The sequence below is a fragment of the Arthrobacter sp. AFG20 genome (assembly GCF_002892795.1).
In the GTDB taxonomy this organism is placed as follows: domain Bacteria; phylum Actinomycetota; class Actinomycetes; order Actinomycetales; family Micrococcaceae; genus Arthrobacter.
Window position 1 is genome coordinate 98,304 of the sequence record NZ_PJMC01000015.1, and the last position, 12,458, is coordinate 110,761.

Below are 12,458 nucleotides of genomic sequence, written 5' to 3' on the forward strand. Positions count from 1 at the left end.
CTTTGAAGAGCAGCGACTCACCCATAGCGGACCAGACCGACCACCCGGGCGAGCCGGTCGCCGTCACGGCCGCCGGCGCCCTGCCTTGGCGCGTCAAGAAGGACCAGCTGGAGGTCCTCCTGATCCACCGGCCCCGGTACGACGACTGGTCCTGGCCCAAGGGCAAGCTCGACCCCGGCGAAACTGTGCCCGAGTGCGCGGTCCGCGAGGTGGAGGAGGAGATCGGCCTCGTGGCGCCGCTGGGCATCCCCCTCCCGCCCATCCACTACCATGTCTCCGCCGGGCTGAAGGTTGTGCACTACTGGGCCGTTGAGGTCACCGGCAATTCCCTGCGGCCCGACGGCAAGGAAGTGGACAGCGTCATGTGGTGCGCACCGGAGCGTGCGGCCGCGCTGCTGTCCAACCCGTCAGACCGGGCGCCGCTGGAATACTTGGCGGCGGCCCACGCCCGCAAGGAACTGCAGACCTGGCCGCTCGTCATCGTGCGCCATGCCAAGGCCAAACCGCGATCGTCGTGGACCAAGGCAGAAGGCGAACGGCCCCTGGCAGCCACCGGCATCCGCCAGGCCCAGGCCGTGCACAGGCTGCTAAAGGCGTGGAAGCCCATGCGGGTAGTCAGCAGCCCGTGGCTGCGCTGCGTGGCGACCATCGCTCCCTACGTCAAGTCAGCGGACGCCAAGGTGAAACTCGTGGATGCGCTGACGGAGCACCGGCATGCCCGCAACCCCAAAAAGACCGCTGCCGTCGTGGACGCATTGTTCGACAAGCAGCGCGCAGTGGTGCTGTGCACGCACCGGCCGGCCCTCCCCACCGTGCTGGGCCAGCTCGCCGGCTACATGACCCCGCGGCTTAAGGGCCTGCTGCCGGTGGCGGACCCCTACCTCGCCCCGGGGGAAATGATCATCTGTCACGTAGCGCACGGCAGTAAGAGCAGGATCGTGTCAGTGGAGCAGTTCAAACCCTTTGACGACTGAGTCTCCACCGCCGTCCAGGTGTCCCGCTTGACCCCGCTATCTTTGTATCAAATACTTGATACAAAGATAGCGGGTCGGGATCAGGCGCTTCGGGATCAGGCGTTTCGGGATCAGGCGTTTGAGGATCATTGGGGGATCTGATGCCAATACTGTTTGAGCTGCCGCCCATGGCGCTGCTGGGACCGCTGCTGGCTGCAATGGGGATTTACGGGTTATTGCGCTGGGTTGTCTGGGCGCCGGGCGGCGGCACCTCGCCCAGGTCCATTTCAGACCACGCGCTCTGGGTGGGCGTCATCGGCTGGCTGGCGAGCACATTACAGGGAGCAGCGAACGCGGGCATCATCCCCTCCAGCCCGCAGACGCCGTCGCTCCAGCAGCCTGCGGACATCCTGGAGGCGCTGGCCTGGCCGGTAGTCGGTTGCCTCGGTGTCCATGCGCTGGGCCAGCTTAGCTATCCGGGTCCACGTGGTTCGCGCCGGCTGGCAACCCTCTCCGTCCGGCGGGTCAGGGACTTTCTGCCCTGGAAGCTCGCCTGGACGACGCTCGGCATTTTCGCCGCCTCCGCCGCAACCGTCACATGGGCAGCCATGCAGCCGGCGTACCGTCCGGTGCCGCCTGCTACTCCGCCGGACGGCGCTACCGGCCCCAGCTTCTTCGATGACGGACGGATTCCCGGCACAGAACTGGCCGCCTGCCTGGCTACCGCGCTGCTTCTGCTCGCGGCCGGTACCGTTCTGGTGCTGTGGCTGATTTCCCGCCGCCGGCAGCTGGAAGCCCTGGATGCCGGCGACAACGCCCTCCTCCGCACGATCGCGATGAACCGGCTGCTGCGGACTGTCTCCACCATTGCCGCGGGGCTCGCGGCCATCGCCGGCAACTTTGCGTCCCGTCCGGAGCCGGCAATTGCCACCTCATGGACCAACCCCGTCGGGCTGGTGGCCCCCGTGGTGCTGTTCGTGATGTGGCTGTGGCAGCCGCCCCAGCTGGCAAGCCTCCGGCCCCGCAAAGCCCAAATCCGCCGGGCTTCGTCTTCCGGCCGGAAGAGCGTCCGGAACCTCCGTAGCGCGAAGCATCCGGCCGCAGTGCTCACCGTGTCGCTCGGCGCACTCCTCGGACTGGCCGCGGTGGCGCCGGGGATGGCAGTCCTGTTCTTTCTGGGCTCCACGAATCCGGCCCGTGCCACCGTGATCTCGGCTGTGATGGCCGGGTGCGTCCTGCTGGCCATCCTGGCCGGGGAGCTGCTCCTCGAACGGAATTACGGCGCCGCCTCTGCAGTGCGGAGCTGGCCCGTCCAGCCGGTGGCGCCCGCCCTCCTCACCGCCACGATCATTGGCCTGCTGCTGCTGGCAGTCGTGACGGTGATGACCGCCGTCGGAGAAGCAGCACTTCGGTCCGGAACGCCAGTGATCCCGGGCTGGATACCGACGGCGGCGGCCACTGCCGCCGTCGCTGTCACGGCTGTGCCCGCCATCCAAGCCGTTCGCCGGCGCCGCGGCATCGTCACCTTGGAGGACGGACTGGACGCGGCGCTGCGCGCCGTCACGCTCAACAGGATCGTGCGGATTCTGGCCGCCTTCCTGCTGGCACAGGCGGGTGGCCTGCTGATAGCGGCACACCGGGCATGGGGTGCGCTGCTGGGAACGCAGACGGTTCCGGCCGAAGTGTGGCAAGGAGCCGCGGCCGCCACCGGGTACGTGCTGGTGGCAGCCGCCGTGGTGCTTTCCCTGATTCCCGTGACCGCTTTCGGCCCCAGGAGCGCACCCGCCGCCCGGCACGCACCGGTGGCACCTGCGCGATGACAGCGGGCATTTCGGTGGACCTGAGCTCCCCCACTCCCCCATACGAGCAGATCCGGCTGCAGATCAGCGCGCTGATCTCCGCGGGCGGGCTCATGGCCGGGACGCGGCTGCCGGCAGTCCGCAGCCTCGCGGCAGACCTGGGGCTTGCCGCCGGGACCGTCGCCCGCGCGTACAAGGAACTCGAACAGGCCGGGCTGATCGAGACCCGGCGCCGGAACGGAACCGTCGTCGTCGGGCTCCCGACATACCGTGGGCAGGACACCGGTGTGCCCGGCTCCGGAGGGGCCGATTCCATTACCGCCGGCCCCGGTGCGGCCGCAGCGGAACTGGGTGCCGCCGTCGAGCGTCTCATCCTGGCCGGAACCAAGGCGGGACTGCCCGACGAGGAGCTTCTCGCGCTGCTGCGCGCTGGTCTGCAGCGGCGCCCCGGCCCTGGCTCGTTGGAATAGGCCAGTCGAATAGACTGGACGGGTGAGCACCCCAACGCCCTATGAAGACCTTCTGCGCGACGTCATGGCCAACGGCACGCACAAATCAGACCGCACCGGCACCGGAACCAGCAGCGTTTTCGGCCGCCAAATTCGCTTTGATCTGGGCGAAAGCTTCCCGCTGATCACCACCAAGCGGGTGCACTTCAAGTCCGTTGCCGTCGAGCTGCTCTGGTTCCTCCGCGGCGACTCCAACGTTAAGTGGATGCAGGACCAGGGCGTGACCATCTGGAACGAGTGGGCCGATGCCGACGGCGAACTCGGGCCGGTCTACGGCGTCCAGTGGCGCAGCTGGCCCACGCCGGACGGCGGTCACATCGACCAGATCGCTGAGCTCGTGGAGAGCCTGAAGTCGAACCCGGACTCGCGCCGGCACATCGTCTCGGCCTGGAACGTGAGTGAGCTCAAGGACATGGCGCTGCCGCCCTGCCACGCGTTCTTCCAGTTCTACGTCGCGGACGGCAAGCTCTCCTGCCAGCTGTACCAGCGGTCTGCGGACATGTTCCTGGGCGTGCCGTTCAACATCGCTTCCTACTCACTGCTGACCTGCATGCTGGCCCAGCAAGCTGGTCTCGAACCGGGTGAATTCGTCTGGACCGGCGGCGATGTGCACATCTACGACAACCACATGGACCAGGTCCTGAAGCAGCTGGAACGGGAACCGTACGAGTACCCGCAGCTGAAGATCACCCGCAAGCCGGAATCGATCTTCGACTACACCCTGGACGACTTCGAAGTGGTGGGCTACCGGCACCACCCCACGATCAAGGCGCCGATCGCCGTATGAGCACGGGGGGCACTATGGATGCGCAGGCTTTCAGCGAGGATATCGCCGCAGGGATGTCCGGGATCGGACTCGTGTGGGCCCAGACGCCTGCCGGTGTCATCGGCAAAGACGGTGACATGCCGTGGAACCTGCCCGAGGACCTGAAACACTTCACCAAGGTCACCACGGGCCATCCCGTCATCATGGGCCGCAAGACCTGGCTGTCTTTCCCGGCGAAGTACCGCCCGCTGCCCAACCGAACCAACATCGTCATCACCCGGCAGGAGAACTGGGGCAGCTCGCCCGAGGCGGAGGGCGCCGTCGTCGTCAAATCCCTCGATGATGCCCTGCTGGAATCACAGTTCGCCCCAGGCTGCGAAGCGGTCTGGATCCTCGGCGGCGGTGAAATTTTCAAGGAGTCCACCGCCCTGGCCAACGTCGCTGTGGTCACCACCATCGATGTGGACGCCGACGGCGACACGTACGCCCCGGAGCTCGGCGACGACTGGGTGGCCGGCACATCCGTGCCCTCAGACGGCTGGCTGACGGGCGCCAACGGCACCCGCTACCGGTTCACCAAGTGGAACCGCTCGGAAGGTTAGAACATGCTGCGTAAACCCGAAACCCTCTTTGTGCTCGGCTACATGCTGCTGCCGCTGCTTGCCCTGCTGTCCGCGATTGTCGGGCTCACGATGATCCTGGGCGGCAACAAGATCGCCGGCATCATCGTCCTGGTGGTGGTGACGCAGATGTTTGCCTTCGGCGCCTTCTTTGCCCTGCGCGCCCGCAAGAGCGCGCTGCTGGAGGAGCCCGACCGCCAGTAGCGTCCGGGGTCCGGATGGGGAGTGCTGCCCATCGCGGCGGACTCAAGCGCGAACTAGAGTGATGGCTGGACTTAGCAGCAACCGTGCCCGTTTGGAACGGTCAGATTTTGGGGGACGATGTGACAGGTAATTTGTGGGGCGCCGACGTCGCGCAACTTCGCACACTCGCACAGCAGTTCGGGAATGTCTCCGACCATTTGATGCAGACGTCGTTGCAACTGACCAACCAGATCAACAGCAACCCTTCCTGGAAGGGCAACGATGCCACCCAGTTCCGTTCGGACTGGAACGGCAACCACAGGGCTCTTATCCAGCGGACGGTGCGCGCCCTCAAGGACGAATCCCGCAAGCTACTGGACAACGCCAACGAGCAGGAGAAGGCCAGCGACGCCGCCCCGGGCTCCGGCGGTGGGCCAATTCCTGGAGGCACCGGCGCGGGCGAGCCCGGCGGTTCCGGATCCGGATCGAAGGAGAATCCCTGGGGGCCGGACTGGCTGGCCAAGGGTTCGCCGTTCCGGGACTTTTGGGGGGCTCGCAGCCAGTTGAAGGCCGGCTTTGACTTGCCGAAGAATGTCTTTGGGCTCGCGGTCCTGGGACGCCAGGGAGCTGAGGTCCTTAAGGACGCTGCCGCATGGAAAGCCCTCCCGGGCCAAAGTATCACCTACAACCTCCTTGACTCTGGCTCGGATCTCCTGGGCGCCAAGAACCTCTTCAAGTACTTCCCGCCCCTCAGTAATTTTAGGAGTTTCTTCGAGGAGGCCCCCTTGCTTTTCAAAGGAAAAGGCCCTGTCCTGGAGGCCTTGGGCAAGGGTGGACTCGGCCGCGGGGTGGGGTGGCTGGGCGTTGGGCTCAACGGCCTTGACACCGCCAGGTACATCGCGGAAGGCAAAACCGGCGACGCCATCTGGTCAGGGACGAAGACCGCCTTGGGCGTAGCCTGCTTCCTCCCGCCTCCCGCGGGAACCGTCTGCCAGGTGGCAAGCGCGGGCATCGCGATCTACGAAATACCTGCCGTCAAGAGTTTCGTAAACGGCGCTTTGGAGGACACCGGCAAAGTCGTAGCCAAGACGGCCACCGAAAGCGCAGCGTTTGCAGTGCAAACCGGCAAGAACCTCGCCGACATGGGCAAGAGCGCAGCCAAATTCCTCGGAATCGGCTAGTGCGGGACAAAGAGAGCTGAAGGATGACCACCACAATGCAAGAGGAAACGGCCAGCGACTCAGCCATTGGCTTCGGCTTTGCCGAGATCGCCTACATGCTCAGGATGTTCGGGACGCCGGCCGCCAAGAAGTCGGCTGAGGTGCTTCGGCTGGAAAGGGAATTAGCCACTGAGCGCCTTTGCGTGGCTGGCGCGTCATCGCTGCTCGCCCGAGGCTTCGCCAGCATCGGTGAAGACCTCGAACTGGAAGGACCTGCTGTTGCTGTGGCGTACGCGCTGGCCAAAGCGGACCGGTGGACGGAAATAAGCCTGATTACCGCGGAATACACCGATACGGTGGTCCACCTCGAGTCCGACAATGTCTCCCTGCTACTCCAGCCGAGAACGCTTGAGACTTGGTTTGTGTTCGCCCAGGACCCGGCAGTCCGCGGCGCCGAGGCCGAGCTTTCCATTATTGAAGAACACGTCCGCAACCACCCGGAGGGGACGGCCTTCATCCGAGTGCGGACGATCGACGGTGAGGATCACCTTCTCATCAGGCCCGACGCCGGTGGCTGGGCAGTTGGCAAAGTTCCGGATCCCACACAGGATGTGGTCGAAACCACCGGATTGGATGGCGCAGGGCTGTTGGGCCGTATTCTCGCTACCCGCGGTGAGGCCACGGCATGAGCCAGCCGGAAAACCAGCGCCAACGGGGTCGCAGGAAGGGCTACTACGCACGCCAAGTGGAGGCCGAGGCAGCACGTCAAGGTCTCACCGTCGAGGAGTACGGAGTTTACAAGGGGGACGTCGGCAGTGTTGTCAAACCCGTTAACTCGGCTGGCGGCCTGCTCTTCCTCAGCATCCTGATCACGCTGATCATGACCGTGGTAGCCGTGCTCCTCGTCAAGTTGGTCGTCGACGGCACGGAGGAGCCCAATTGGGGCCAGATTGTGTTCGCTGTTGCCTTCGGCCTCTGGATCGTTCCCACAGCCTGGGCCTACTACTTCAAAGAGCGCAAGGCAGCGCGCCTCCGAACGCAGAGCGGCAAAACCATCGAGCTGCCCACCAGGCGTAACTCTGCGAGGGACTGAGTCCGTCTGGCCGCTTCACTGAGGTCCTTGGGCCGGCTGCCGTCGCGGCAGTGACGTAACCGACTGCGGCCCGCCGAATCCAAAGATAAACTGACTCAATGACTACAGCAGCTACTCCGTCCGTTGGACTGGTCGGTTGGCGTGGCATGGTCGGCTCCGTCCTGATGCAGCGCATGCAGGAAGAGGGCGACTTCGCCAACATCAACCCCGTATTTTTCTCCACCTCAAACGCAGGAGGTGCCGCGCCTTCGTTTGCTGAAGGCACAGGCAAGCTCGAGGACGCGTTCGACGTCGACACGCTGGCGAAGCTGCCCATTATTGTCACCGCCCAGGGCGGGGATTACACCAAGCAGGTCCACGGCGAACTGCGCAGCCGCGGCTGGGACGGCCTCTGGATCGACGCCGCCTCCACCCTGCGCATGAACGACGACTCCATCATCGTCCTGGACCCGATTAACCGCGACGTCATCGACAAGGGGCTCGTCAACGGCACCAAGGACTTCGTCGGCGGCAACTGCACCGTGTCCTGCATGCTGATGGGCCTCGGCGGCCTCTTCAAGAACGGCCTCGTCGAGTGGGGCACGTCCATGACTTACCAGGCGGCTTCCGGCGGTGGCGCGCGGCACATGCGCGAGCTGCTTAGCCAGTTCGGCACACTCAACGCCGAGGTCAGCACGGAACTGGATGACCCGGCGTCGGCCATCCTGGACATCGACCGCAAGGTGCTGGCCCACCAGCGGAGCGACATCGACGCCACCCAGTTCGGTGTGCCGCTGGCTGGTTCCCTTATCCCGTGGATCGACGCCGACCTCGGCAACGGCCAGTCCAAGGAGGAGTGGAAGGCAGGCGTCGAGACGAACAAGATCCTCGGCACCTCGGATGACAACCACGTGATCATGGACGGCCTGTGCGTGCGGATCGGCGCCATGCGCTCCCACTCGCAGGCGCTCACCCTGAAGCTCCGCGAGGACCTCTCCGTCGCCGAGATCGAGAAGCTGCTCGACGAGGACAACGAATGGGCCAAGGTGGTGCCCAACTCCAAGGAAGCCTCGATGGCCGACCTGACTCCCGTGGCTGCCTCGGGCACCCTGACCATTCCGGTGGGACGCATTCGCAAGCTCGAAATGGGCCCGCAGTACATCAGCGCCTTCACCGTTGGCGACCAGCTCCTCTGGGGTGCCGCCGAGCCGCTGCGCCGCATGCTCAACATCGCCACCGGCACGTTGTAACCAGCTTCGCGCCACTCAACCGGCCCCGCCCCGCACGACCGGCCCTGCTCCCCGCGGGCCACTCAAGCGGAGCGGGGCCGGTTTTGCGTCTCGGCCCGGGCGGTCGAGGCCAGGGGGCGGAAGCCTGTCAGGACACGAGGAAGCGCTCATACCGTTCCGCTGCCCGGCGGAAACCCGCCAGGGCCGCCGGCCCCAGGGGCTTCGAGTCATCGAAGGGAACGGGTACGACGGCGGCCTTCCGCCCACTCCCCAGCCTCGCCCAGGTGCCGGTCACCTCGCCGCCGGCTACGACGGCCTTCTTGAACACGCCGTTGCCGCCAGGAACGATCTTCTGCGCATGCTCGGGCGGCAGCACGATGCTCCGGTCCGTGTAGCCGAGGACGAACTCGTCGAATCCCGGCAGGGCAAGAACCGAGCGTTGTCCCGGCACGCCCTCGTCCAGCAGTGCCGCGACCTCCGGTGACATCCAGTACTGAGCCCCATCGTACTCAAGCTCCACCAACTCCCTGTTCACCGCTGGCAGGGCCCGCCGCACCTCGGTCAGCGGAATGCTGGACCACCACGCGAAGTCACGCAGCGTGGCGGGTCCGTGGCCGCGCAGGTACCTCAGCAGCAGCTCGGCGATCCCCTCCTCACGGCCCAGGTCACGGGACTTTGTGATCCAGTGGTCGAACGCAACGAACTTCTGCTGGTTGCCGTCCAGCGGCCCGGGCACCAGTGAGGCGCTCTGGCACAGCATCCACAGCAGGTGGATCCCGCGCTGCGCCTTGGTGGGCTGCCCGGCCGCCTCGAAGGCCGCGAACAGTTCCTCCCGGCTGGCGGCCCTCCCGCCGTCAACCAGACCGCGGGCTTCGTCCCGGCAGGCCTCGACGTCGCTGCCGGTGATTTCCAGTTGCCGATGCCGACCGGCCGTGCCCTGGATCATCCGGGCCGTGGTGATGTTCAGGATCCAGCGCAGATCCCCGGGCGCCAGCAGGTGCAGCGTGCCCCGCATGGGCCATGACCGGACCACCGAACCGTCTTCCAGGGCCCGGCGGACGTCGCTCAGCCCTGCGCGGGGAACCCGGACACCCACGGCCCACAGCGCTGACTGGAGATCCTGCGCCTGCATCGCGGTCATCGCCCGGACGGCATCCGGCACGCCGTCGAACCCGGGTCCCAGCAGCCCCTGCGACGCCAGCCTCAGCCGGCCCATCACCCTGGGCGAAACCCGGATCCTCACCGCTGCTGCCATGCACCCATCCTAGGGCTCCCCTTAATGGAGCGCCCGTACCGGAGCAGGCGCTGCCAGAACTAGAGCGAGAGTCCGATCAGGAGCGGTTCGGGGTGCAGTTCGATGCCAAAACGCCCGACGACGCCGGCACGCACCTCGCGCGCGATCGCCACCATGTCGGTGGCGCTGGCCGAGCCGCGGTTGGTGATGGCCAGGGTGTGCTTCGTGGACAGCGAGGCCCGGCCGCCGGAGACGCTCCCGTCCTCCAGCCCGAAGCCCTTGCCGAACCCGGCGTTGTCGATCAGCCACGCCGCGGACAGTTTGACCGCACCGTCGGAGCCGCCCGGGTACCGGGGAGCGTTTTCGGGCAGTCCGTCCGCCACGGAAGACGGCACGATCGGGTTGGTGAAGAAGGAGCCCGTGGAGTAGGTGTCGCGGTCCGCCGGGTCCAGCACCATGCCCTTGGAGGCGCGCAGCCGCAGCACCTCGCGGCGAACGTCGTTCGAATAAGCGCGCTTGCCCTGCTCCACGCCCAGAACCCGCGCCAGCTCGGCATAGCGGATGGGCGCGCTCATGCGCCCCAGCGGCAGCTGAAACTCGACAGTCAGCACGACGTAACGCGGAGAGCCGCTGACGGTGGTCTGCTTGAGGACCGAATCCCGGTACCCGAATTTCAGCTCCGAGTTGGTGAAGGTCTTCACGGCGTTACGCTCACGGTCCCAGGTGCGGACCGCGGCGATGGTCTGCGAGACGTCCGCACCGTACGCGCCGACGTTCTGTACGGGCGTGGCCCCGGTGGCGCCGGGGATCCCGGACAGCGCTTCAATGCCGGACCAGGCGTGGAGCACGGCGTGCTTTACCAGCGCATCCCAGTTGTGGCCGGCCTGCACCACCACGGATACACCGCCGCAGGAGTCCTCGGCGTTGACGGTGAACCCCTCCGACGCGATTTTCAGGACGGTTCCGGGGAACCCGTCGTCGGAAATCAGGAGGTTGGACCCGCCGCCGATGATCAGCAGCTGCTCACCGGCGGCGTCCGCGGCACGCACAGCCTCGATGATCTCAGCCTCGGTGCGGGCCTCAACGTATTTGCCGGCGGGACCGCCGACGGCGGCCGTGGTCAGATCGGAGAGCATTGGAGGGGTCACCATCACGTCACGCCAACCGGACGAGGGCCTGGGCCTTCACCAGGACCTTTTGCCCGTCGAACACCACGGTGAGGTCCACGCGTGCGGTGCGCACGTCGGCATCCAGCGCGCCGACGGCACCGCTGACGTCGATCACGGCACCGGCGTCGCCGGTTCCCGTGGTGTCGGTAACCAGCACCGGCTTGGTGAAGCGGGTCTGGTAGTCGACGACGGCGGCCGGGTCACCGGCCCAGTCGCTGACCAGCTCCACGGCGGCCCCCATGGTGAACATGCCGTGGGCGATGACGCCGGGAAGCTCCACGCCCGTGGCGAAGGCCTCGTTCCAGTGGATGGGGTTGAAGTCGCCCGATGCGCCGGCGTACTTGACCAGGTCCTGCCGGGTAACCTCGATGCTGCGGCTGCCGATGTCCTGGCCGACGCTGAGTTCTTCGAATGTGGGGCTCATGGCTACTGTCCCTCTCCGCGGACCAGGATGGATGACTTGGTGGTGGATACCGGCTCGCGCCCGTCCCCGTCCTTGAGCGCGAAAATTTCGCTGCGCGTGGTGATCATGGCACCGCCGCCCATGGCGCGCACGCCGTCGACGTGCAGTTCCGCCACGAGCCGGTCGCCGGCAAAGATGGGGCGGTGGTGGGTGAAACGCTGGTCCGCGTGGACAACGCGGGAGAAGTCGATGCCGGCCTCCGGATCCTCGATCAGCTGGGCGTCGGCGCGCTGCGCGATGATGATCGCGAATGTGGGCGGGGCCACGAGGTCGGGGTGGCCCAGGCCCCGCGCGGCGTCAACATCGAAGTGGGCGGGGTGGGTGGCCTTGACGGCGCGGGCGAACTCGCGGATTTTCTCGCGGCCAACGTCGTACACCTCAGCGGCAGGGTAGCTGCGTCCCTGCAGGTCCGGATTGATAGTCATGGGTTCAAGCCTATCGGGGCGGGCGTGCAGGTCCCCTATTTCGGGATGTTCTTCCGGACCCTCTGGCCGCGGACCACCAGACCCACCATGTGCAGCACAAGGCCCAGGCCGATCACCGGCAGGGACGCGATCATGAGCACTTGGTTGGCGGTGACGTTGCCGACGATGTTGAGGATCAGGCCGGCGGCGATGAGGCCCATTGCGGTGAAGACCAGGATTTTATAGGACTTGGGTGCGGTGACCCAGAATTCGTGCAGCACCGTGCCAGTTTACCCAGTCATGACGGCACCCTCACGGGGAAGTCGTGGATCAGCCGGGTGTCGTCTGCCAGCTGGCAGGGCTCACACTGGCTGCCCCGGACCGCGTGGGCACTAAACGGCCGGCGGTCCATCCCAAAAGACCCCGTGCACCAGATAACGGGTATCGGTCACGGGGCCCCTGGTAATGCTGATGGCACCTACAGCGCGGGCTGCACGCCAAACGCTACCGCGAGCTTCATGATCTTCTCTGCGCGGCCGAGGCGGGGCAGGTCGGAGCCGTCGCGGATGACGCGGCCGTTGGCCTCGAAGTCGGCCATGAAGTCGGTGGCCCAGGCGACGTCCGACGGCGTGGGGCTGATGACCTCGTTGATGACGCTGGTCTGGTCGATAGCCAGGCAGAGCTTTCCGGTCATGCCCATCATCACCGTGACGCCGGTCTGCTCGCGCAGGATCGGGTGGTTGGTCCCGACCGTGGGCCCGTCGATGGGGCCCGGCAGGTTGCCCACCCGGCTGGCCACGACGAGCTTGGCGCGCGGGTAGGCCATGGCCTCCTGGGTGTTCGCCATGCCGGTGTCGCGGCGGAAGTCGCCGGAGCCAAACGCCAGGCGGAACGCAC

Annotated in this window: 15 protein-coding genes and 1 pseudogene; 10 read left to right on the forward strand and 6 right to left on the reverse strand. The window is 66.4% G+C overall.

Features of this window, described 5'->3' with window-relative positions; genetic code table 11:
- Positions 1-2 precede the first annotated feature (2 nt).
- From CXZ05_RS17070 to asd, 10 genes are all read left to right on the forward strand, one after another.
- Positions 3-974 carry an NUDIX hydrolase gene (locus CXZ05_RS17070; protein ID WP_102973718.1) on the forward strand — a complete coding sequence of 324 codons (972 nt, stop codon included), beginning with the start codon at positions 3-5 and terminating at the stop codon, positions 972-974.
- Positions 975-1,114: 140 nt separating this feature from the next.
- The gene (locus tag CXZ05_RS17075) at positions 1,115-2,773 is read left to right on the forward strand and encodes a hypothetical protein (protein ID WP_180987435.1); all 1,659 of its coding nucleotides are present in this window, start codon (positions 1,115-1,117) and stop codon (positions 2,771-2,773) included.
- Positions 2,770-3,222, forward strand: coding sequence for a GntR family transcriptional regulator (locus CXZ05_RS17080; RefSeq protein WP_102973719.1), 453 nt, complete (start codon positions 2,770-2,772; stop codon positions 3,220-3,222). The genes CXZ05_RS17075 and CXZ05_RS17080 overlap by 4 nt, the downstream gene beginning before the upstream one ends.
- Positions 3,223-3,244: 22 nt before the next feature.
- The gene (locus CXZ05_RS17085) at positions 3,245-4,048 is read left to right on the forward strand and encodes a thymidylate synthase (RefSeq protein WP_102973720.1); all 804 of its coding nucleotides are present in this window, start codon (positions 3,245-3,247) and stop codon (positions 4,046-4,048) included.
- Positions 4,045-4,629, forward strand: a complete 585-nt coding sequence (locus tag CXZ05_RS17090) for a dihydrofolate reductase (RefSeq protein ID WP_102973721.1) — start codon at positions 4,045-4,047, stop codon at positions 4,627-4,629. The genes CXZ05_RS17085 and CXZ05_RS17090 overlap by 4 nt, the downstream gene beginning before the upstream one ends.
- Positions 4,630-4,632: 3 nt before the next feature.
- Entirely contained in the window at positions 4,633-4,851 is a 219-nt protein-coding gene (locus CXZ05_RS17095) for an NF038396 family protein (protein WP_102973722.1), read from the forward strand.
- Between the two features lie 119 nt (positions 4,852-4,970).
- Entirely contained in the window at positions 4,971-6,011 is a 1,041-nt protein-coding gene (locus CXZ05_RS17100) for a WXG100 family type VII secretion target (protein WP_180987436.1), read from the forward strand.
- 23 nt (positions 6,012-6,034) lie between these two features.
- Positions 6,035-6,679: a hypothetical protein gene (locus CXZ05_RS17105; protein WP_146033107.1), complete on the forward strand. Its 645-nt coding sequence runs from the start codon at positions 6,035-6,037 to the stop codon at positions 6,677-6,679.
- Entirely contained in the window at positions 6,676-7,083 is a 408-nt protein-coding gene (locus CXZ05_RS17110; protein WP_146033108.1) for a hypothetical protein, read from the forward strand. The genes CXZ05_RS17105 and CXZ05_RS17110 overlap by 4 nt, the downstream gene beginning before the upstream one ends.
- A 98-nt stretch (positions 7,084-7,181) precedes the next feature.
- Complete coding sequence (gene asd, locus CXZ05_RS17115; RefSeq protein ID WP_102973726.1) at positions 7,182-8,312, forward strand: aspartate-semialdehyde dehydrogenase; 1,131 nt, start codon at positions 7,182-7,184, stop codon at positions 8,310-8,312.
- Between the two features lie 127 nt (positions 8,313-8,439).
- Here the strand turns inward: asd and CXZ05_RS17120 are convergent, their stop codons facing one another.
- From CXZ05_RS17120 to CXZ05_RS17145, 6 genes and pseudogenes are all read right to left on the reverse strand, one after another.
- Entirely contained in the window at positions 8,440-9,546 is a 1,107-nt protein-coding gene (locus CXZ05_RS17120; RefSeq protein ID WP_102973727.1) for a winged helix DNA-binding domain-containing protein, read from the reverse strand.
- A gap of 59 nt (positions 9,547-9,605) precedes the next feature.
- Positions 9,606-10,673, reverse strand: coding sequence for a UDP-N-acetylmuramate dehydrogenase (locus CXZ05_RS17125; RefSeq protein WP_102973734.1), 1,068 nt, complete (start codon positions 10,671-10,673; stop codon positions 9,606-9,608).
- 7 nt (positions 10,674-10,680) lie between these two features.
- On the reverse strand, positions 10,681-11,118 hold the full coding sequence (locus tag CXZ05_RS17130) for a MaoC family dehydratase (protein WP_102973728.1): 438 nt from the start codon (positions 11,116-11,118) through the stop codon (positions 10,681-10,683).
- 2 nt (positions 11,119-11,120) lie between these two features.
- The gene (locus CXZ05_RS17135; protein ID WP_102973729.1) at positions 11,121-11,582 is read right to left on the reverse strand and encodes a MaoC family dehydratase N-terminal domain-containing protein; all 462 of its coding nucleotides are present in this window, start codon (positions 11,580-11,582) and stop codon (positions 11,121-11,123) included.
- 35 nt (positions 11,583-11,617) lie between these two features.
- Positions 11,618-11,842, reverse strand: coding sequence for a DUF3188 domain-containing protein (locus CXZ05_RS17140; protein ID WP_102973730.1), 225 nt, complete (start codon positions 11,840-11,842; stop codon positions 11,618-11,620).
- 197 nt (positions 11,843-12,039) lie between these two features.
- Positions 12,040-12,458, reverse strand: a pseudogene (locus CXZ05_RS17145) (CoA ester lyase); the annotation flags it as partial.